Below are 19340 nucleotides of genomic sequence, written 5' to 3' on the forward strand. Positions count from 1 at the left end.
TTATGAGCAAGAAGCGCGTTATGCAGCTGGTTCGAGGTCTTCACAACCTGCGCCCCGAGCACCGGGGCTGTGTCGCCACCATTGGCAACTTCGACGGGGTTCACCGCGGCCACCAGGCGATCCTGGCGCGCCTGCGCGAGCGCGGCCAGGCCTTGGGCCTGCCGACCTGCGTGGTAATCTTCGAACCGCAACCACGCGAGTACTTCGCCCCCGACACCGCGCCGGCCCGCCTGGCCCGCCTGCGCGACAAGATCGAACTGCTGGCGGGCGAGGGTATCGACCGGGTGCTGTGTCTGGCATTCAACCAGCGCCTGAGCAAGCTCGGTGCCGATGACTTCGTCAAGGCCATCCTGGTCGACGGCCTGGGTGTACGCCACCTCGAAGTGGGCGATGACTTCCGCTTCGGCTGCGACCGCGCCGGCGACTTCGCCTTCCTGGTCGAGGCCGGCAAGCAGTACGGCTTCACCGTCGAGGCCGCCAACACGGTGATCCAGGACGGCCTGCGTGTCAGCAGCACCGAAGTGCGCAAGGCCCTGTCCGAAGGCAACTTCGAGCTGGCCGAGCACCTGTTGGGCCGCCCGTACCGCATCAGCGGCCGCGTGCTGCATGGCCAGAAGCTGGCCCGCCAGCTCGGCACACCTACCGCCAACATCCAGCTCAAGCGCCGCCGCGTACCGCTGTCCGGGGTCTACCTGGCCAGCATCGAAATCGACGGCAAGGCCTGGCCGGGTGTCGGCAATATCGGCGTGCGCCCCACCGTTGCCGGTGACGGGCGCCCGCACCTGGAGATTCATCTGCTGGATTATGCCGGCGACCTGTATGGCCGGCGCCTGACGGTGGAGTTCCACCACAAGCTGCGTGAAGAGCAGCGTTTCGCCTCCCTGGAGGCGCTGAAGTCGGCGATCGATGCGGATATCGCCGCCGCACGTGCACATTGGCACGCTCAACCGTTAACGAAGAGCCTGAAATGACCGACTACAAAGCCACGCTTAACCTTCCGGACACCGCCTTCCCCATGAAGGCCGGCCTGCCTCAGCGCGAACCGCAGATCCTGCAGCGCTGGGACAGCATTGGCCTGTACCAGAAGCTGCGCGAAATTGGCAAGGATCGTCCCAAGTTCGTCCTGCACGACGGCCCGCCCTATGCCAACGGCAAGATTCACATCGGTCATGCGCTGAACAAGATCCTCAAGGACATGATCGTCCGTTCCAAGACCCTGGCCGGCTTCGATGCGCCGTACGTGCCGGGCTGGGACTGCCATGGCCTGCCGATCGAGCACAAGGTCGAGGTCACCCACGGCAAGCACCTGTCCGCCGACCGCACCCGCGAGCTGTGCCGCGAATATGCCGCCGAGCAGATCGAAGGGCAGAAGACCGAGTTCATCCGCCTGGGCGTGCTGGGTGACTGGGACAACCCGTACAAGACCATGAACTTCGCCAACGAGGCCGGTGAAATCCGCGCCCTGGCCGAAATGGTCAAGCAAGGCTTCGTGTTCAAGGGCCTGAAGCCGGTGAACTGGTGCTTCGATTGCGGTTCGGCCCTGGCCGAGGCCGAAGTCGAGTACGCCGACAAGAAATCGCAGACCATCGACGTTGCCTTCCCGGTAGCCGACGAGGCCAAGCTGGCCGCTGCCTTCGGCCTGGCTTCGCTGGCCAAGCCGGCCGCCATCGTGATCTGGACCACCACCCCGTGGACCATCCCGGCCAACCAGGCGCTGAACATCCACCCCGAGTTCAAGTACGCCCTGGTCGACACCGGCGAGCGCCTGCTGGTACTGGCCGAAGAGCTGGTCGAGTCGTGCCTCAAGCGCTACAGCCTGGAGGGCTCGGTCATCGCCACCGCCCAGGGTTCGGCGCTGGAACTGATCAACTTCCGCCACCCGTTCTACGACCGCCTGTCGCCAGTCTACCTGGCCGACTACGTCGAACTGGGCGCCGGTACCGGCGTGGTGCACTCCTCGCCAGCCTACGGTGAAGACGACTTCGTCACCTGCAAGCGCTACGGCATGGTCAACGACGATATCCTCACCCCGGTGCAGAGCAACGGCGTGTATGTCGACTCCCTGCCATTCTTCGGCGGTCAATTCATCTGGAAGGCCAACCCGGCCATCGTCGAGAAGCTGAGCGAAGTCGGTGCGCTGATGCACACCGAAACCATCAGCCACAGCTACATGCACTGCTGGCGCCACAAAACCCCGCTGATCTACCGCGCCACCGCGCAGTGGTTCGTGGGTATGGACAAGCAGCCGACCACCGGCGAGCCGCTGCGTGAGCGTGCACTGAAAGCCATCGAGGACACCAAGTTCGTCCCGGCCTGGGGCCAGGCGCGCCTGCATTCGATGATCGCCAACCGCCCGGACTGGTGCATCTCGCGTCAGCGCAACTGGGGCGTACCGATCCCATTCTTCCTGCACAAGCAGACCGGCGAGCTGCACCCGCGCACCGTCGAGCTGATGGAAGCAGTGGCCAAGCGCGTCGAACAGGAAGGCATCGAGGCCTGGTTCAAGCTGGACGCCGCCGAACTGCTGGGCGCTGAAGCCGAGCAGTACGACAAGATCACCGACACCCTCGATGTGTGGTTCGACTCGGGTACCACCCACTGGCATGTGTTGCGTGGCTCGCACGACATCGGCCACGCCACTGGCCCGCGTGCCGACCTGTACCTGGAAGGTTCCGACCAGCACCGCGGCTGGTTCCACTCGTCCTTGCTGACCGGTTGCGCCATCGACGGCCACGCGCCGTACCGCGAACTGCTGACCCACGGCTTCACCGTGGACGAGAACGGCCGCAAGATGTCCAAGTCGCTGGGCAACACCATCGAGCCGGAGAAGGTCAACAACACCCTGGGTGCCGATATCCTGCGCCTTTGGGTTGCCGCTACCGACTACTCCGGTGAAATGGCCGTTTCCGAGCAGATCCTGCAGCGCAGCGCCGACGCCTACCGACGTATCCGCAACACTGCACGCTTCCTGCTCTCCAACCTGTCCGGCTTCGACCCGGCCCGCGACCTGCTGGCCCCGGAGGACATGCTGGCGCTGGACCGCTGGGCCGTAGACCGTACCCTGCTGCTGCAGCGCGAGCTGGAAGAGCACTACAGCGAGTACCGTTTCTGGAACGTCTACTCCAAGGTGCACAACTTCTGCGTGCAGGAACTGGGCGGCTTCTACCTCGATATCATCAAGGACCGCCAGTACACCACCGGCGCCAACAGTGTCGCCCGCCGTTCCTGCCAGACCGCGCTGTACCACATCAGCGAGGCGCTGGTGCGCTGGATCGCGCCGATCCTGGCGTTCACCGCCGACGAGATCTGGCAGTACCTGCCAGGCGAGCGCAACGAGTCGGTAATGCTCAACGGCTGGTACCAAGGCCTGAGCGAGCTGCCAGAAGGCAGCGAACTGGACCGCGCCTACTGGGACCGCGTGATGGCCGTCAAGGCATCGGTCAACAAGGAACTGGAAAACCAGCGTACCGCCAAGGTCATCGGCGGCAACCTGCAAGCCGAAGTCACCTTGTACGCCGACGAAGGCCTGAGTGCCGACCTGGGCAAGCTGGGCGACGAACTGCGCTTTGTGCTGATCACCTCGGCTGCCAGTGTGGTGCCGTTCGTACAGGCGCCGGCCGAAGCCGTGGCCACCGAAGTCGAAGGCCTCAAGCTGCAAGTGGTCAAGTCCGGCCACGCCAAGTGCGGCCGTTGCTGGCACTTCCGCGCCGACGTCGGCAGCCACCCGGAGCATCCGGAAATCTGCGGCCGTTGCGTCGACAACCTCAGCGGTTCCGGCGAGGTGCGCCACTATGCCTAACCCTGCAGCGGGGCGCTTCGGGCGCCTTGCATGGCTTTGGCTGAGCCTGGTGGTACTGGTCCTCGACCAGGCCACCAAGCTGTATTTCAACAACGCCCTGACCATGTACCAGCAGATCGTCGTCATCCCCGACTACTTCAGCTGGACCCTGGCCTACAACACCGGCGCGGCGTTCAGCTTCCTGGCGGACAGCTCCGGCTGGCAGCGCTGGCTGTTCGCCCTGATCGCGGTGGCGGTCAGTGCCGTGCTGGTGGTGTGGCTCAAGCGCCTGGGGCGCAACGAGACCTGGCTGGCCGTGGCGCTGGCGCTGGTGCTGGGTGGCGCGATCGGCAACTTGTACGATCGCGTCGTGCTCGGCCATGTGGTCGACTTCATCCTGGTGCACTGGCAGAACCGCCATTACTTCCCGGCCTTCAACCTGGCCGACAGCGCCATCACCGTCGGTGCGGTGATGCTGGCGCTGGATATGTTCAAGAGCAAGAAGTCCGAGGATCCGGTCCATGACTGACACCCGTATCGGCCAGAACACCGAAGTCACCCTGCACTTCGCGCTGCACCTGGAAAACGGCGACACCGTCGACAGCACGTTCGACAAGGCCCCGGCCACCTTCAAGGTTGGCGATGGCAACCTGCTGCCAGGTTTCGAGAACGCGCTGTTCGGCTTCAAAGGCGGTGACAAGCGTACCGTCGTGGTGGCCCCGGAGAACGCCTTCGGCCAGCCCAACCCGCAGAACGTGCAAGTCATGCCGCGGTCCCAGTTCGAGGGCATGGAGTTGTCCGAAGGGCTGTTGATCATCTTCAACGACGCCGCCAACACCGAGCTGCCAGGTGTGGTCAAAGCGTTCGATGACGACCAGGTGACCATCGACTTCAATCACCCATTGGCTGGCAAGACCCTGACCTTCGAGGTGGAGATCCTCGAGGTGAAGGCCCTGTAAGCCTGGAGCCGAGCATGCAAATCAAACTCGCCAACCCTCGCGGCTTCTGCGCGGGGGTCGACCGGGCGATCGAGATCGTCAACCGCGCGCTGGAAGTCTTCGGCCCGCCGATCTACGTGCGTCACGAAGTGGTGCACAACAAGTTCGTGGTGGAAGACCTGCGCAACCGTGGCGCCATCTTCGTCGAAGAGCTGGACCAGGTACCGGACGATGTCATCGTCATCTTCAGTGCCCACGGCGTTTCCCAGGCCGTGCGCCAGGAAGCCGCTGGCCGTGGCCTGAAAGTGTTCGATGCCACCTGCCCGCTGGTGACCAAGGTGCACATCGAAGTGGCCAAATACAGCCGCGACGGCCGTGAGTGCATCCTCATCGGTCACGAAGGGCACCCGGAAGTCGAAGGCACCATGGGCCAGTACGACGCCAGCAACGGTGGCGCCATCTACCTCGTCGAAGACGAGGAGGATGTTGCCAGCCTGCAGGTGAAGGACCCGGACCACCTGGCGTTCGTTACCCAGACCACACTGTCGATGGACGACACCAGCCGCGTCATCGACGCCCTGCGTGCGCGTTTCCCGAACATTGGTGGCCCGCGCAAGGACGACATCTGCTACGCCACCCAGAATCGCCAGGACGCGGTCAAGCAACTGGCGGACGAGTGTGATGTGGTACTGGTGGTCGGCAGCCCGAACAGTTCCAACTCCAACCGCCTGCGCGAGCTGGCCGAGCGCATGGGCACCCCGGCTTACCTGATCGACGGTGCCGAGGACCTGCAGCGTGGCTGGTTCGACCAGACGGCGCGGATCGGCATCACCGCCGGTGCTTCTGCCCCTGAAGTGTTGGTGCGTGGCGTGATCGAACAGCTCAAGGCCTGGGGTGCCACCGGCGCTGAAGAACTGGATGGGCGGGAAGAGAACATCACCTTCTCCATGCCCAAGGAGCTGCGGGTTCGGTCGCTGATCTGACCGCGCTTTCGGGCGCGATCTCCCTGTAGGAGCGGCCTTGTGTCGCGAACGGGCTGCAAGGCAGCCCCAAGATTTCAGCGTTAGAGCTGGCATTGCCGGGGCCGCTTTGCGGCCCGTTCGCGACACAAGGCCGCTCCTACAGAGACTGCGTCGATCTGCTGGCGGAGCCTTTGCACCGGGAGTTTCTGGCCTCTCCCATTTCTACCCTGACCCTGCCAGTCTGTGCCATCACCACTCGATACTGGCTAGTTGGGGTCAAGCGCTCGCAAACCTCCATCGTTGAACCAAACCAGTTATTGTTCGCCCCCAGCGGAACCCCCTGCGCACTGAACTTCAGTTGCCCGCCGCCATTGCTGGTGATCGTCAGCGGCCGTGAAAGGCGCTGCTCGCGCAGCACCTGCTGGTTATGCTCCAGCATCACCCGCCAACCATTCCCCCAATCACCATCCAGCGCCTGCACCAGCACCGGCTGGCTCTGCAGCATGGCATGGCTGCGCGCACTGCGCAGCGCCTGCGCCAAGTCACGCGCAGCCGCCGCCCTGTGCAGGTCGTCGCTCAATCTGGCGTAGGCCGGCATGCCGAGCTGTGTCAGCAATATGGCCACCGCCAGGGCCGACAACATTTGTATCAGTGTTACACCTCGTTGCTTCACCGTGCATTCCTCCCTGGAAGTGCTTGGCTATAGCTTCACGGTCGTTGGACCGGCGGTCCAGTCGCCCGGGTTCAATGCAATTGCAGGAAAAGTCGCAGGAGGTGCAGGGATGCGCGCAATACAACGGGGCATGACGCTTCTGGAAGTGTTATTGGCGGTGGGCGTGGTGGCCGTGGGTATGTTCGCAGCAGCAGGCTTGCAACTGCGGGCATTGCAAGCTGCCGAGGACGCGCGCCGCGATGGGCAGGCGCTGATGGCGGCGCACAGTGAGCAGGAAAGGGGGCGGCCATGAGGCGCGGCCAGCGTGGTTTCGGCTTGCTTGAGGTGATGCTGGCGCTGACCATCGGGTTGCTGCTGTTGGCGGCCGCCAGCCAGCTCTTTACCTCGGCCCACCACGCATGGCGGCTGCAAAGCACGGCAGTACGCATGCAGGATGAGGCACGCCTGGCATTGCTGCGAATGGCCCAGGATATCCGCATGACCGGGATGTTCGGCTGCCTGCGACTTCGGCCACAGCACTTCAGCAGTTCCAGCGCAGAGCACGCATTTACCCGGCCGATGGAAGTCGAAGCATCCACCCTGAGCCTGGTCGTGACGGAGTTGCCTGGGCAAGCCGGGGCGCCGCTGTGGTTCCTGCACACGGACTGCACAAGCGAAGTGTCTGTGGATGACAAGTTGAAGGAGGGCTACCCACAGGTTTACCCCATCAGCAGATATGTCTACCAGCTCCAGGGCAATACGCTGAAATTCAAACGCAACAACAGCAACTTCCAGCCGCTGGTTGAGAATGTGCGGTCCATGCGTTTCCAGCGTGTGCAAGTGGCGCAAGGTGAGCGGGTGGATATTGCCCTGACGCTTTACGAACCCACGCTCGAACTCGAACAACGCCATGAACTGAGCGTGGCGATCCGCAATCCGGTGCCGGCCTCATGAGTGGTCAGCGTGGCATCGTCCTGTTGGTGGCCCTGGTCTTGAGCACGCTGCTGGGGTTGCTTGCGGCGTCCGCCCTGCGTGATGCGCTAGCGGCAACGCGGATGACTGGTTATCTGAGCGAAGGCCTGCTGGCGCTGGAGCAGGCCGAGGACACGTTGCTGGCAGGGGCAGGCGAGCTCGAACGGGCTCCTCCCGACCCTTGCAAAGTGTGCCCGCCACCAGTTCGACCGCACGATCTGAGCGGGCAGTGGCAGCGCACACGAACTGGCTACTTCCACTTGCAGAATCTGGGTACCAGCGATTACGCCGCGCATATGCCGGAAGGGCAGCAGGTCACCCTGTACCGAGTCACCGCCGTCAGCCTGCAAACCCAGTCACGGCATGTGCTGGAAGCGGTCTATGCCATGGACGGCGACACAACCCGGCGCATTGCCTGGCGGCAGAGATTGCGAGGAGACTGACATGCAGCAAGGCTTGAGCCTGATCGAGTTGTTGATTGTGCTGGCCGTGACCGGCATTCTGGCAGCCATTGCCTACCCCAGTTACAGCGACCAGTTACGGCGAGCTGCGCGCAGCGAAGTGGTTGGCCTGCTGCATGATGCCGCCCTGCGCCTGGAACGCCACCGCGTACGCACTGGCCAATACGCCGAGGGCGACCCGGCCTTGCCCGATGGTACCCGCTATTACAGCCTGCAGGCCCAGCGTGACAGCGACACCTTCACGCTGCGCGCCCGGCGGCTGCCGAACGGGCTGATGGCACAGGACCGCTGCGGCGATTTCCAGCTCGACCAGGCTGGCGTGCAGCGCAATCCGGGGGCCGTCGAAGACAGCGTGCACTGCTGGGGAAGCTGAAGGTTGAATGATGCCCGGTGCATCGCGGATTTACTTCAGGTGTTGGATCGACAGATGAGCAAGCAAGTAGTGGTGGTCGGTGGCGGGGTGATCGGCCTGCTGACGGCATTCAACCTGGCGGCGAAGGTCGGGCAGGTGGTGGTGTGTGATCAGGGTGAAGTCGGCCGCGAGTCGTCCTGGGCCGGCGGTGGCATCGTCTCGCCACTGTACCCGTGGCGCTACAGCCCTGCGGTGACCGCCTTGGCACACTGGTCGCAAGACTTTTATCCACAGCTGGGCGAGCGCTTGTTCGCCAGCACCGGCGTCGACCCCGAAGTGCACACTACCGGCCTGTACTGGCTCGACCTGGACGACGAGGCCGAAGCGCTGGCCTGGGCCGAGCGTGAGCAGCGGCCGCTGAGTGCCGTGGATATCTCGGCGGCCTATGACGCAGTGCCAGTGCTGGGCCCAGGCTTCAAGCGTGCGATCTACATGGCCGGCGTGGCCAACGTGCGCAACCCGCGCCTGGTGAAGTCGCTCAAGGCGGCGTTGCTGGCGTTGCCCAACGTGACCTTGCGTGAGCACTGCCAGATTACCGGCTTCGTCGAGCAAGGCGGCCGCGTGACCGGTGTGCAGACGGCAGACGGTGTGCTGGCAGCGGATGAGGTGGTGCTGAGTGCCGGCGCCTGGAGTGGCGACCTGCTGCGTACGCTAGGCCTGGAGCTGCCGGTGGAGCCGGTGAAGGGCCAGATGATTTTGTTCAAGTGTGCCGACGACTTCCTGCCGAGCATGGTGCTGGCCAAGGGGCGCTATGCGATCCCCCGGCGTGACGGGCATATTCTGGTGGGTAGCACGCTGGAGCATGCCGGGTATGACAAGACCCCGACCGGCGAAGCGTTGGAGAGCCTGAAGGCGTCGGCGGTGGAGTTGCTGCCTGAGCTCGAGGGGGCCCCGGTGGTGGCGCATTGGGCCGGGCTGCGGCCGGGGTCGCCGGAAGGTATTCCGTATATCGGGCCGGTGCCGGGGCATCAGGGGTTGTGGTTGAACTGTGGGCATTACCGCAACGGGCTGGTGCTGGCGCCGGCTTCGTGCCAACTGTTTACCGACCTGTTGACCGGGGCAGAGCCGATCATTGACCCGGCGCCGTATGCGCCAGTCGGGCGTTTGAACTGAGGGCCTCTTCGCGGGTAAACCCGCTCCCACAGGGATCGCACGGTTTTCGAAACCTGCGATGTACCTGTGGGAGCGGGTTTACCCGCGAAAGGGCCGGAGAGGGCAGTAGGGGTTTCAGCCGGTAATCGGTGCCTGCAAGTGCCGGCTCGGGTAATGCTGCTCATACACCTTGCACACTCGCAGCACCTGCTCATCGGCAAAGCGCCCGGCGACCACTTGCAGCCCCACCGGCAACCCCTCTCGGGTGAACCCGCACGGCACCGAAGCCGCCGGCTGCTGGGTCAGGTTGAAGGGATAGCTGAACGGCGTCCACTCCATCCACTGCGCCATCCCCGAACCAGGCGGCACATTGTGCCCGGCCTCGAATGCCACCAGCGGTAGCATCGGCGATACCAGCACGTCATAGCGCTGGTGGAAGGCATTCATCCTGGCGATCAACTCTGCCCGTGCCTCCAGGGCCTGGGTGTATTCGCCAAGGCTGATTCGCGCTCCCTGTTCGGCAATCCAGCGCAGCCCTGGGTCAAGCAGCGCCCGCTGTTCATCGCTGAACGCACTGGCCAACCGCGCCGCACCGGCAAACCACAGGGTGTTGAACGTCTCCAGCGGGTCGCCGAACCCCGGGTCGACTTCTTCAACCTGTGCGCCCAGCCGTGCCAGGCGCTGCACGGCCTGGGCCACCAGTGCCTGGACCTGCGGGTCGACCTGCACGTAGCCGAAGTTGGCACTGTAGGCGATGCGCAGGCCGCTCAGGTCCTGCTCCTGGCCCAGCCACGGCGCTTGCCTGGGTGCGCCAGCCAGCCCGTCACGGGCATCGGGGCGGGCGACGCAGTCGAGCATCAGTACCGAATCGTCGACGGTGCGCGTCATCGGCCCCAGGTGCGACAGCACGGTCATTGCACTGGCGGGCCATTGCGGTACGTAGCCAAAGGTCGGCTTGATGCCGAACGTGCCGGTAAAGGCGCAGGGGATGCGAATCGAGCCGCCGGCATCGCTGCCCTGGTGCAGTACGCCCAGGTTCAGTGCGGCTGCCGCCGCGGCACCACCGGACGAGCCGCCGGCGGTCAGCCGCGTATCCCAGGGGTTGCGGGTGATGCCGTACAGCGGGTTGTCGGTCACCCCCTTCCAGCCGAACTCCGGCGTGGTGGTCTTGCCCACCAATACAGCGCCGGCTTCGCGCATGAAGGCCGTGAAGGGCGCATCGACTTCCCACGGGCCGGCGCCCGAGGTGGTGCGCGAGCCCTTGCGTGTGGGCATGCCGCGGGTCAGGGTCAGGTCCTTGATCGAGGCGGGTACGCCATCCAGCCGGCCGCAGGGCTCGCCACGCTGCCAGCGCTGTTCGCTGGCGCGGGCGGCGACGCGGGCACCTTCGCCGTCGACATGGCAATAGGCGTTGACCGCCGGGTTGTGCAGGTCGATGCGCGCCAGCACATCGTCGATCACCTCGACCGGTGACAGTTGGCGGCGCTGGTACAACTCGAGCAGTTCGACGGCGGTGAACTCGCCAATCGCGGTTTTCTGGGTCATTTCAACGGGCTCCCGGGTTGGCGGCCTGGAACATGGCGCGCAGCAGAACATCGCAGCCATCGGCCAGGTCCTGTGGCGCGGCATTTTCGATTTCGTTGTGGCTGATGCCGCCCTCGCAGGGCACGAAGATCATCCCGGCCGGGCCCAGTTCGGCGAGGAAGATTGCGTCGTGGCCGGCGCCGCTGACGATATCCATGTGGCTCAGGCCCAGCTCCCGCGCGCCTTGGCGCACGGCGTCAACGCACTGCTCGGCGAAGTACAGCGGCGGGAAGTCGGCGGTTGGCGTCAGTTCAAAACTCAATCCGTGCCTTGCCGTGCTGGTTTCAATGGCTGCGCGTACTTCGCTGACCATGGTGGCGAGGTGCTCGGGGTCGAGGTGGCGCAGGTCGATGGTCATCTGCACCTGGCCGGGGATGACATTGCGCGAGCCCGGGTGCAGGTTCAGGCAGCCGACGGTGCCGCAGGCATGCGGCTGGTGGGCGTGCGCCACGCGGTTGACCGCAGCCACCACCTCGGCGGCACCGACCAGGGCATCCTTGCGCAGGTGCATCGGAGTAGGGCCGGCATGGGCCTCTACGCCGGTCAGTACCAGGTCGAACCATTTCTGCCCAAGGCAGCCCTGGACCACGCCAATGGTGGTGCGCTGGTCTTCCAGCACCGGGCCCTGTTCTATATGCGCCTCGAAGTAGGCGCCGACGGCATGCCCGGTGGGCACGCGCGGGCCGGCGTAACCAATGCGCTGGAGTTCCGCGCCTACCGACAGGCCCTGGTCGTCGACCTTGGCCAGGGTCTCCTGCAGGCCGAACTTACCGGCGAACACCCCCGAGCCCATCATGCATGGCGGGAAGCGCGAGCCTTCCTCGTTGGTCCATACCACCACTTCCAGCGGGGCTTCGGTGGTCAGGTTCAGGTCGTTCAGGGTGCGCAGCACCTCGAGGCCGGCCATGACGCCGTAGCAGCCATCGAACTTGCCGCCGGTGGGTTGGGTGTCGATGTGGCTGCCGGTCATCACCGGTGGCAGTGCCGGGTTGCGGCCGGGGCGGCGGGCGAAGATGTTGCCGATGGCGTCGATGCTGACCGTACAACCGGCTTCTTCGCACCAGCGCACGAACAGGTCGCGGGCCTGGCGGTCGAGGTCGGTCAGGGCCAGGCGGCATACGCCGCCTTTGGCGGTGGCGCCGAGCCGGGCCAGGTCCATCAGCGATCGCCAGAGGCGTTCGCGGCTGACCAGCGGGCCCTGGCCGAGCAGGTGTTGCGAGGGATCGATGCGGGTGTTCATGGTTCATCTCTCCTGAAATGACTGGGTTGCGTGTACCGGCCTCTTCGCGGGTGAACCCGCTCCCACAGGGATATCACCGGCCTGAAGACAGTGAGGTCTCTGTGGGAGCGGGTTTACCCGCGAAGAGGCCGGCACAGGTAAACAAGGTCTGGGTCAGGCGCTCAGGGCCAGATACCGGTTCTTGACACTCGGGTCCTCGCGGAACTGCGCCGCACTGCCCTGGTAGGCAACCCGACCCTGCTCCAGCACGTAATGGCGGTCAGCCAGGGCGTCGCAGACCATCAGGTTCTGCTCCACCAGCAGGATCGACAGGCCTTCGTCCTTGATCCGCCGCAAAATCTTCACCAGCTCGTCGACAATCACCGGGGCCAGGCCTTCAGTCGGTTCGTCGAGGATCAGCAGCTTCGGCCCGTTGAGCAGGGCGCGGGCGATGGCCAGCATCTGCTGTTCGCCGCCGGAAAGGGCGAAACCGCCGTTGCGGCGCCGCTCCTTCAGCCGTGGGAACATGCTGTACACGTCTTCCAGCTGCCAGCGGCTGTCCTTGCGTGCGGCAATCCTCAGGTTTTCCTCAACGCTTAGCTGGCGAAAGATGCCGCGGTGCTCCGGCACCAGGGCAATGCCGAGCCGGGCGATATCGAAGATTTCGCGGCCGACCAGCTGCTGGCCGTTGAAGCTGATCTGCCCCTGCCGTGGGCGGACGATGCCGAGGATGCTGCGCAGGGTGGTGGTCTTGCCCGCGCCGTTGCGCCCCAGCAGGGTCACCAGTTCGCCAGCCTCGACCTTGAGCGAGACGCCTTCGAGCACATGGCTCTTGTCGTAGTAGGAATGGATCGAATCGACGTTGAGCATCAGGCGGTCTCTCCAAGGTAGGCGGTGCGGACACGCTCGTCGTTGCGCACCTGTTCAGGGGTACCCTCGACCAGGATCTGGCCGTGGCTCATCACCGTGATGCGCTGGCTGATTGACATGACGATGCTCATGTTGTGCTCGATCAGCAGCACGGTGTGGTCGCGGCCGAGGTCGCTGATCAGGTCGGTCATCACCGGGATATCGTCGATGCCCATGCCCGAAGTGGGCTCGTCGAGCATCAGCAGTGCAGGTTTGGCGCAGATCGACATGCCCACTTCCAGCACCCGTTGCTGGCCGTGCGACAACTCGCCGGCCAGGGTCTCGGCGCGGGCTGTCAGCTTCAGGCGCTCCAGCACCTGGTCGGCAGTGTTCCAGTGGCTGCGCTTGTGCTCGACGCTACGCCAGAAGTTCAGCGCACCCAGGCCATCGCGGCCCTGGGCGGCCAGGCGCAGGTTTTCGCGCACCGACAGGTTCTGGAACAGGCTGGTGAGCTGGAACGAACGGGCCATGCCCAGCGCCACGCGCCCGTGGGACGGCTTGCGGATGATGTCCTGGCCGTTGAACAGGATCTTGCCCGCAGTGGCCTGGCGCTCGCCGGTCAGGCAGTGGAACAGGCTGGTCTTGCCGGCGCCGTTGGGGCCGATGATGGTGTGGATGGAGCCGGCGCGGACCTTGAGGTCGACGCCCGCAACCGCCTTGAACGGGCCGTAGGCCAGCTCCAGCTGGCGGGTTTCCAGGAGGTAGTCACTCATCACAGGGTCTCCTTGGTCTTGGCCTGGGGTTTGTCATCGGCATTGCGGTTAGCCAGCAGGCGCTTGCCCAGTTCTGCCAGGCCGCCCCACAGGCCGCCACGCATGAACACCACCACCAGGATCAGGATCACCCCAAGCAGCATCAGCCAGCGCGGCCACAGCTCCGACAGCACGTCACCCAGCAACACGATGGCGCCGGCCCCCAGCAGCGAGCCGAACAGCGAGCCGGTGCCACCGACGATGGTCATGATCAGGATGTTCTCGCTCATCATCAGGTCGATGTTCGACAGCGGCGCAAAGTGCAGCAGCATGGCGTACAGCGCCCCGGCAATACCGGTGATGGCACCCGACAGCATGAACACCAGGATCTTGAAGTGACGGGTGTCGTAGCCGATGGCTGCGGCGCGTGTCTCGTTTTCGCGGATGGCCAGCAGGGTGCTGCCGAATGGTGAGCGGATCACCCGCAGGGCGCCGGCAAAGATCAGCAGGAACAGCACCGCGACGAATACATAAAAGTGCCTTGGGTCGGCCAGGTCGACCAGCACATGGCCGGCGATTTCGATATTGGGCCGGGGCACATCGAGCAGGCCGTTGTCACCGCCGGTCCAGCCGCTGAGGGTGTAGGCCAGGAAGTAGGCCATCTGGCTGAAGGCCAGGGTCAGCATGACGAAGTAGATACCCGTGCGGCGGATCGCCAGGGCACCTACCAGCAGCGCCAGGAAGGCACCGAACACGGCGGCGCCAAGCAGCGCGGCGAACATGCCCCACTGCAGGTGGATCATCAGCAGCGCCGCGCCATAGGCGCCCACGCCAAAGAAGATGCCCTGGCCGAACGACAGCAGGCCGGTGTAGCCGAGCAGCAGGTTGCAGGCCAGCGCCGCCAGGGCAAAGATCAGGATCTCGGTGGCCAGGGTGGCCGATGGCAGCAGCAGCGGCAGCGCCACCAGGCTGGCGACCACCAGCAACAGCAGGGCCGGGGCGCGGCCCTTGGCGACCGGCAATGGGTTTTTCTCGCTCATCTCAGGCTCTCCCGAACAGGCCATAGGGACGGACCAGGATCACTGCGGCCATGGCGCCGTAGATCATCAGGCTGGCGCCTTGCGGCCAGAGGCTGGTCATCATGCTTTGCACCACACCCACCAGCAGGCCGCCGACCAGTGCACCGCCGAACGAGCCCATGCCGCCGATCACCACCACCACGAAGGCGATGCCGAGGATTTCCGGGCCGACGAAGGGCTGGGCGCCACGCAGCGGTGCGAACAGCACGCCCGCCACGCCGGCCAGGCCCACGCCCAGGGCGAAGGTCAGGGAGAACAGGCGGAAGATGTTGGTGCCCAGCAGCGACACGGTTTCGGTGCTTTCGCTGCCGGCCCGCACCAGGGCGCCGAAGCGGGTGCGCTCCAGCAGCAGCCACAGGCCAAGGCCGATCAGCGCGGCGAAACCGATCAGGAACAGCCGGTAGTAGGGGTAGATGAAGTCGCCGACGATCAGCACCCCGCGCAGCTCCGGTGGCACCGCGATGTTCTTGCCCACCGGGCCCCAGATCAGTACCGAGGCTTCCTGGATGATCAGCGCGATACCAAGGGTGACGAGGATCTGGAAAGTGTGCGGCAGGTGGTAGATGCGCTTGATCAGCAGGCGCTCGACCGCCCAGGCCAGCGCCGCCACCACCAGTGGTGCGATCAGCAGGGCAAGCCAGAAATTACCGGTAATGGCCACGGCGGTGTAGCACAGGTAGGCGCCCAGCAAGAAAAACGCGCCGTGGGCGAAGTTGACGAAGTTGAGCAGGCCGAAAATGATCGTCAGGCCCACGGCGATGAGGAAGTAGATCATCCCCAGGCCCAGGCCGTTGAGCAGTTGGAACAGGTACAAATCGAGCATGAGCGTGCCCTCGACAGCGCGCGGTGCGGCTGCCTGTACGAGTGTGTGTGACTGACGCCGTGGCTTCAGGCCAGGGCGCAACCGGTGTGGTCGACTTCGACGAACGAGCGGCCCGAGCTGATGACTTCGGCCAGGTCGTCCTCGTCGCGCATCTGCCCCTGGGGCTTGCCGCGCAGCAGGTAGTAGTCCTTGAGCACCTGGTGGTCGCCCGGGCGGATCAGTTCTTCGCCGGTGGGGCCCTGGAAGCGCATGCCCTGCAACGCCGCGGACACCGCGGCGCCATCCAGGCTGCCGGCCTTGATGATGGCTTCGAGCATGACCTTGGTGCCGATGTAGTCGGCCGCCAGCGGGTAGTTGGGGTTGATGCCATAGGCCTTGCGGGTGGCGGCGACCAGCTGTTTGTTCAATGGGGTATCGACCTGGTGCCAGTACTGCGCGCCCAGGTACACGCCTTCGAGCACGTCGCTGCCCAGCTCCTGGAACTGGTCGAGGCCGGCGGACCACACCATCAGCACTTTCATGCGCTCCTTGATGCCGAAGTTCACTGCCTGGCGCAGGGCGTTGGACGCCTGGCTGCCGAAGTTGAGCAGCACCAGCACATCGGGCTTGGCGGCGATGGCGTTGGTCAGGTAGCCGGAAAACTCCTGCTCCTGCAGCGAGTGGTAGCTGTTGCCGATGTGTTCCACGCCGAGCTCGGCGAACACCTTGCGGGCATTGTCCAGCAGGGCATCGCCGAACACGTACTGCGGGGTGATGGTGTACCAGCGCTTGGCCTGGGGCAGTTGGCGGCTCATCGGCACCAGCGTTTCGCGGATGGCGCCGTAGGTGGGCACCGACCAGCGGAAGGTCGAGGCATTGCAGTCCTTGCCGGTAATTTCATCGGCGCCGACAGGGGTCATGAACACGCCGCCGGCCTTGTGGATTTCCTTCGACACCGCCAGTGCCGAGGACGACAGCGTGCAGCCCTGGAAGAAGCGTGCGCCATCCTGGCCGATGGCTTCCTGCACCTTGCGCACCGCCTTGCCGGCGTTGCCTTCGGTGTCGATGACCTTGTACTTGAGCGGGTGGCCGAGCAGTTGCGGGTGTTCGGCGATAGCCAGGCGCGAGCCCATGTCGGCGTACTTGCCGTAGCTGGCGAAGGCGCCAGACATCGACTTGAGCCCATAGAAGGTCAACGGTTGGTCGGCGAATGCCCGGTGCGCCCCCAGGGGGAGGCTACCTAAGGCACCCAGGGCAAGGCCTGCCTTGAGCAGGGTACGTCTTTGCATGAGTAACTCCTTGGTTGTGGTTATTAGGCAGGAGTGGCAATGACAAAGCGGGTACGGTCGGGCCTGTGTGCAGGCCTCTTTCCAGGCGGATCAGTGGTGGTGTTCGAACTCCAGCAGGAAGTTACGGGCAACCTCGCCTTCCAGCGCGGTCATGTGGTGTTCGGCGTCGCACATGTGTTCGTGCATCAGCCGGCGCACGGCGGGCTCGTCGCTGGCGCGCAGGGCGGTGAGCAGTTGCTTGTGGTAGGCGATGTTGGCAGCGGCGAATTGCTGGCGCTTGGGCAGGTAGGCTTTTTTCAGCACCACCAGGTCACGCAGCAGGTCGTTGAGGAACACCGCCATGAAACGCAGTAGCGGGTTGGAGCAGCGGTCGGCCAGCAGGGTGTGGAACTCCAGCTCGGCCAGGCGCTGTTCGCGCTGGCCTTCCTCGCTGTCCTCCGGTGCGCTGCAGAAGTCGATGTTGGCCTGCAGCGCGGCGTAGTCGGCTTCGCTCAGCTTGCCCATCACCGACACCGCCAGTTCCACCTCGATGACCTTACGCAACTGGTACACCTGTTCGCCGTCCAGGTGCTGGAAGTGCAGGTAGTTGCGCAGTGCGCGGCTGGCAGGTTCGGTGCCGACTTCGTTGAGGTAGGCGCCACCGCTCGGGCCGGTGCGGGTGCTGACCAGGCCCTCGACCTCCAGGGCCTTGAGCGCTTCGCGGGCGGTACCCTTGGAGCACTCGAAATGCTCCATCAGCTCACGCTCGGTGGGCAGGCGGTCGCCGGGGTGCAGCGCTTCGGTGACGATCGAGCGCTTTACCGATTCGACGATCACATCGGACAGCTTCTGGCGCTTGCGTTTGGGTTTGAGCATTTCGCTATTTTTCATATTTATGCGGATAAATAGGATTTAGCGAGTTTTGCCGGGGTGGGTCAATGCTGGCGGCGGGGGAGGGGTCGCAAATGGTGCGAAAGGGTCGGGGAGGGATAAGTGATGTTGGGATTCACCGCACCACCTGTGGGAGCGGGTTTACCCGCGAATGCTGCAGTGAAGCTACCGACGCATTCGCGGGTGAACCCGCTCCCACAGGCTACTGTGTTCAGTTCTGGCGGCCGGGGCCCTGTTGCAGGTGTGCCTGGCTGCAATACCACTCGTCGCCCTGTTGCAGCGCCCGGTCATTGGGCAGGTGCACGCCGCAATGGGCGCAACGCACCATCTTCAGCGGCGCATCCAGCTTCGCCTCGGGGTGCGACTGTTGGCTGGCTTTGAACTTGCGCCACAGCCAGAACGCGGCGGCGATCAGGGCGATCCAGAAAAGTAGGCGAACCATGGTGTCCAGCTTGTCGGTTGAAGAAGCCGACAGTCTAGGACGCGGCCAATAAAAAAGGGAGGCCCAAGGCCTCCCTTTCATGTACCGCTGCGTATCAGTCGAACAGACCAAAGGTCATGTAGCTGAACCAGGAGCGGTCCTTCTCGGCTTCCTTCGGCCCTTCCGGCACGATCGGGTCACCGTTCTCGTCAGTCGGCAGCAGCTCGCGCGGCATCTCGTCACGAGCATCCTGGAACTGCTTGACCACATCCTGGTTGGCGCGGGTTTCGCCCGGCGGCAGCGGGGTGTCGGTTTCGATCAGGCCCAGGGTTGCCTTGGACAGCCAGCCGCGGCCGTCAGACTCGGTCTGCTTTGGCTGGAACTCGCCATCTGCCAGGCTCGGGTGGTCAGGGTAGTTGAGCTTGAGGGTTTCCAGGCTGGTGGCGGCCAGTTCGTCCAGGTGCATCTTCTGGTACGCCTCGACCATCACCGCCAGGCCGTCGCCGACCGATGGGGTTTCCTGGAAGTTCTCCACCACGTAGCGGCCACGGTTGGCGGCAGCTACATAGGCCTGGCGGCTCAGGTAGTAGTCGGCAACATGGATTTCGTACGAGGCCAGCAGGTTGCGCAGGTAGATCATGCGCTGCTTGGCGTCGGGCGCGTAGCGGCTGTTGGGGAAGCGGCTGGTCAGCTGGGCGAACTCGTTGTACGAGTCGCGGGCGGCACCTGGGTCACGCTTGGTCATGTCCAGCGGCAGGAAGCGCGCCACCAGGCCACGGTCCTGGTCGAACGAGGTCAGGCCCTTGAGGTAGTAGGCGTAGTCGACGTTCGGGTGCTGCGGGTGCAGGCGGATGAAGCGCTCGGCCGCCGACTTGGCAGCCTCTGGCTCGGAGTTCTTGTAGTTGGCGTAGATCAGCTCGAGCTGCGCCTGGTCGGCATAGCGGCCGAACGGGTAGCGCGACTCCAGGGCCTTGAGCTTGTTCACGGCGCTGGTGTAGCTGGAGTTGTCCAGGTCAGCTTGCGCCTGCTGATACAGCTCGGCCTCGCTGAGGTTCTCGTCAATCACTTCTTTATTGGAGGAACAGGCCGCGGTGAGCCCGAGGATGGCGATCAGCAGCAGGTGTTTCACTTGCATGGCGGCTTGCGTCCCTTTGACGGCCGCTGTCTTGGGCGGTGCCGTCCTGTTATGATGAGCGCCCCGGCCAACC

At 64.6% G+C, this 19340-nt stretch carries 21 protein-coding genes; 10 read left to right on the forward strand and 11 right to left on the reverse strand.

Annotated elements, in window-relative coordinates; genetic code table 11:
* Positions 1–20 precede the first annotated feature (20 nt).
* From ribF to ispH, 5 genes are read left to right on the forward strand one after another with little or no spacing between them, the layout of a single operon-like run.
* Positions 21–971 carry a bifunctional riboflavin kinase/FAD synthetase gene (gene ribF, locus RIN61_RS14950; protein WP_112251879.1) on the forward strand — a complete coding sequence of 317 codons (951 nt, stop codon included), beginning with the start codon at positions 21–23 and terminating at the stop codon, positions 969–971.
* Positions 968–3799, forward strand: coding sequence for an isoleucine--tRNA ligase (gene ileS, locus RIN61_RS14955; RefSeq protein ID WP_112251880.1), 2832 nt, complete (start codon positions 968–970; stop codon positions 3797–3799). The genes ribF and ileS overlap by 4 nt, the downstream gene beginning before the upstream one ends.
* The gene (gene lspA / locus RIN61_RS14960) at positions 3792–4307 is read left to right on the forward strand and encodes a signal peptidase II (RefSeq protein WP_112251881.1); all 516 of its coding nucleotides are present in this window, start codon (positions 3792–3794) and stop codon (positions 4305–4307) included. Before ileS ends, lspA begins: the two co-directional genes overlap by 8 nt.
* On the forward strand, positions 4300–4737 hold the full coding sequence (gene fkpB, locus RIN61_RS14965) for an FKBP-type peptidyl-prolyl cis-trans isomerase (RefSeq protein WP_003258215.1): 438 nt from the start codon (positions 4300–4302) through the stop codon (positions 4735–4737). Before lspA ends, fkpB begins: the two co-directional genes overlap by 8 nt.
* Before the next feature lie 14 nt (positions 4738–4751).
* A complete protein-coding gene (gene ispH, locus RIN61_RS14970) occupies positions 4752–5699 on the forward strand; it encodes a 4-hydroxy-3-methylbut-2-enyl diphosphate reductase (protein WP_215520195.1) in 948 nt (315 codons plus the stop codon).
* Between the two features lie 136 nt (positions 5700–5835).
* Here the strand turns inward: ispH and RIN61_RS14975 are convergent, their stop codons facing one another.
* Positions 5836–6351: a GspH/FimT family pseudopilin gene (locus RIN61_RS14975; RefSeq protein ID WP_112251884.1), complete on the reverse strand. Its 516-nt coding sequence runs from the start codon at positions 6349–6351 to the stop codon at positions 5836–5838.
* 109 nt (positions 6352–6460) lie between these two features.
* Between RIN61_RS14975 and RIN61_RS14980 the strand changes: the two genes are divergently transcribed.
* The 5 genes from RIN61_RS14980 to thiO are packed head-to-tail and all read left to right on the forward strand — an operon-like array spanning position 6461 to position 9288.
* Positions 6461–6643, forward strand: a complete 183-nt coding sequence (locus RIN61_RS14980; protein ID WP_112251885.1) for a prepilin-type N-terminal cleavage/methylation domain-containing protein — start codon at positions 6461–6463, stop codon at positions 6641–6643.
* Positions 6640–7284 carry a PilW family protein gene (locus tag RIN61_RS14985; RefSeq protein ID WP_112251886.1) on the forward strand — a complete coding sequence of 215 codons (645 nt, stop codon included), beginning with the start codon at positions 6640–6642 and terminating at the stop codon, positions 7282–7284. Before RIN61_RS14980 ends, RIN61_RS14985 begins: the two co-directional genes overlap by 4 nt.
* Positions 7281–7745, forward strand: a complete 465-nt coding sequence (locus RIN61_RS14990) for a hypothetical protein (RefSeq protein WP_112251887.1) — start codon at positions 7281–7283, stop codon at positions 7743–7745. The genes RIN61_RS14985 and RIN61_RS14990 overlap by 4 nt, the downstream gene beginning before the upstream one ends.
* Position 7746: 1 nt before the next feature.
* A complete protein-coding gene (locus RIN61_RS14995; RefSeq protein ID WP_112251888.1) occupies positions 7747–8136 on the forward strand; it encodes a type IV pilin protein in 390 nt (129 codons plus the stop codon).
* Positions 8137–8190: 54 nt separating this feature from the next.
* Positions 8191–9288, forward strand: coding sequence for a glycine oxidase ThiO (thiO, locus tag RIN61_RS15000; RefSeq protein WP_112251889.1), 1098 nt, complete (start codon positions 8191–8193; stop codon positions 9286–9288).
* Between the two features lie 114 nt (positions 9289–9402).
* On the opposite strand, the gene RIN61_RS15005 is transcribed toward thiO, so the two are convergent.
* The 10 genes from RIN61_RS15005 to RIN61_RS15050 form a co-directional block, all read right to left on the reverse strand.
* Positions 9403–10812, reverse strand: coding sequence for an amidase (locus RIN61_RS15005; RefSeq protein ID WP_215520196.1), 1410 nt, complete (start codon positions 10810–10812; stop codon positions 9403–9405).
* 1 nt (position 10813) lies between these two features.
* The gene (locus RIN61_RS15010; protein ID WP_243432500.1) at positions 10814–12091 is read right to left on the reverse strand and encodes a Zn-dependent hydrolase; all 1278 of its coding nucleotides are present in this window, start codon (positions 12089–12091) and stop codon (positions 10814–10816) included.
* A gap of 153 nt (positions 12092–12244) precedes the next feature.
* Positions 12245–12940 (reverse strand): ABC transporter ATP-binding protein, encoded by a 696-nt coding sequence (locus RIN61_RS15015; RefSeq protein ID WP_112251892.1) that lies wholly within the window; start codon positions 12938–12940, stop codon positions 12245–12247.
* Positions 12940–13692: an ABC transporter ATP-binding protein gene (locus RIN61_RS15020; protein ID WP_207879907.1), complete on the reverse strand. Its 753-nt coding sequence runs from the start codon at positions 13690–13692 to the stop codon at positions 12940–12942. The genes RIN61_RS15015 and RIN61_RS15020 overlap by 1 nt, the downstream gene beginning before the upstream one ends.
* Positions 13692–14711 (reverse strand): branched-chain amino acid ABC transporter permease, encoded by a 1020-nt coding sequence (locus RIN61_RS15025; protein WP_085601755.1) that lies wholly within the window; start codon positions 14709–14711, stop codon positions 13692–13694. Before RIN61_RS15025 ends, RIN61_RS15020 begins: the two co-directional genes overlap by 1 nt.
* Position 14712: 1 nt before the next feature.
* Positions 14713–15573, reverse strand: coding sequence for a branched-chain amino acid ABC transporter permease (locus RIN61_RS15030; protein WP_039614952.1), 861 nt, complete (start codon positions 15571–15573; stop codon positions 14713–14715).
* Between the two features lie 65 nt (positions 15574–15638).
* On the reverse strand, positions 15639–16841 hold the full coding sequence (locus RIN61_RS15035) for an ABC transporter substrate-binding protein (protein ID WP_112251894.1): 1203 nt from the start codon (positions 16839–16841) through the stop codon (positions 15639–15641).
* A gap of 90 nt (positions 16842–16931) precedes the next feature.
* Positions 16932–17696, reverse strand: a complete 765-nt coding sequence (locus RIN61_RS15040; protein WP_085626734.1) for a FadR/GntR family transcriptional regulator — start codon at positions 17694–17696, stop codon at positions 16932–16934.
* Positions 17697–17922: 226 nt separating this feature from the next.
* Positions 17923–18153: a PP0621 family protein gene (locus tag RIN61_RS15045; RefSeq protein ID WP_112251895.1), complete on the reverse strand. Its 231-nt coding sequence runs from the start codon at positions 18151–18153 to the stop codon at positions 17923–17925.
* Between the two features lie 94 nt (positions 18154–18247).
* Entirely contained in the window at positions 18248–19267 is a 1020-nt protein-coding gene (locus RIN61_RS15050; RefSeq protein ID WP_085626733.1) for an outer membrane protein assembly factor BamD, read from the reverse strand.
* Positions 19268–19340 lie beyond the last annotated feature (73 nt).

The sequence above is a fragment of the Pseudomonas inefficax genome, from assembly GCF_032164165.1.
Taxonomy (GTDB): Bacteria; Pseudomonadota; Gammaproteobacteria; order Pseudomonadales; family Pseudomonadaceae; genus Aquipseudomonas; species Aquipseudomonas inefficax.

What these genes read in the sequence shown, in the direction of transcription:
- RIN61_RS14995 (WP_112251888.1), top strand. Translation starts at nt 7,747, where the DNA reads ATGCAGCAAGGCTTGAGCCTGATCGAGTTGTTGATTGTGCTGGCCGTG.
- RIN61_RS15005 (WP_215520196.1), bottom strand. Translation starts at nt 10,812, where the DNA reads ATGACCCAGAAAACCGCGATTGGCGAGTTCACCGCCGTCGAACTGCTC.
- RIN61_RS15040 (WP_085626734.1), bottom strand. Translation starts at nt 17,696, where the DNA reads ATGCTCAAACCCAAACGCAAGCGCCAGAAGCTGTCCGATGTGATCGTC.
- RIN61_RS14985 (WP_112251886.1), top strand. Translation starts at nt 6,640, where the DNA reads ATGAGGCGCGGCCAGCGTGGTTTCGGCTTGCTTGAGGTGATGCTGGCG.
- RIN61_RS15050 (WP_085626733.1), bottom strand. Translation starts at nt 19,267, where the DNA reads ATGCAAGTGAAACACCTGCTGCTGATCGCCATCCTCGGGCTCACCGCG.
- RIN61_RS15045 (WP_112251895.1), bottom strand. Translation starts at nt 18,153, where the DNA reads ATGGTTCGCCTACTTTTCTGGATCGCCCTGATCGCCGCCGCGTTCTGG.
- RIN61_RS14980 (WP_112251885.1), top strand. Translation starts at nt 6,461, where the DNA reads ATGCGCGCAATACAACGGGGCATGACGCTTCTGGAAGTGTTATTGGCG.
- RIN61_RS15025 (WP_085601755.1), bottom strand. Translation starts at nt 14,711, where the DNA reads ATGAGCGAGAAAAACCCATTGCCGGTCGCCAAGGGCCGCGCCCCGGCC.
- lspA (WP_112251881.1), top strand. Translation starts at nt 3,792, where the DNA reads ATGCCTAACCCTGCAGCGGGGCGCTTCGGGCGCCTTGCATGGCTTTGG.
- ispH (WP_215520195.1), top strand. Translation starts at nt 4,752, where the DNA reads ATGCAAATCAAACTCGCCAACCCTCGCGGCTTCTGCGCGGGGGTCGAC.
- ribF (WP_112251879.1), top strand. Translation starts at nt 21, where the DNA reads ATGCAGCTGGTTCGAGGTCTTCACAACCTGCGCCCCGAGCACCGGGGC.
- thiO (WP_112251889.1), top strand. Translation starts at nt 8,191, where the DNA reads ATGAGCAAGCAAGTAGTGGTGGTCGGTGGCGGGGTGATCGGCCTGCTG.
- RIN61_RS15020 (WP_207879907.1), bottom strand. Translation starts at nt 13,692, where the DNA reads ATGAGTGACTACCTCCTGGAAACCCGCCAGCTGGAGCTGGCCTACGGC.
- RIN61_RS15015 (WP_112251892.1), bottom strand. Translation starts at nt 12,940, where the DNA reads ATGCTCAACGTCGATTCGATCCATTCCTACTACGACAAGAGCCATGTG.
- ileS (WP_112251880.1), top strand. Translation starts at nt 968, where the DNA reads ATGACCGACTACAAAGCCACGCTTAACCTTCCGGACACCGCCTTCCCC.
- RIN61_RS15030 (WP_039614952.1), bottom strand. Translation starts at nt 15,573, where the DNA reads ATGCTCGATTTGTACCTGTTCCAACTGCTCAACGGCCTGGGCCTGGGG.
- RIN61_RS14990 (WP_112251887.1), top strand. Translation starts at nt 7,281, where the DNA reads ATGAGTGGTCAGCGTGGCATCGTCCTGTTGGTGGCCCTGGTCTTGAGC.
- RIN61_RS15035 (WP_112251894.1), bottom strand. Translation starts at nt 16,841, where the DNA reads ATGCAAAGACGTACCCTGCTCAAGGCAGGCCTTGCCCTGGGTGCCTTA.
- fkpB (WP_003258215.1), top strand. Translation starts at nt 4,300, where the DNA reads ATGACTGACACCCGTATCGGCCAGAACACCGAAGTCACCCTGCACTTC.
- RIN61_RS15010 (WP_243432500.1), bottom strand. Translation starts at nt 12,091, where the DNA reads ATGAACACCCGCATCGATCCCTCGCAACACCTGCTCGGCCAGGGCCCG.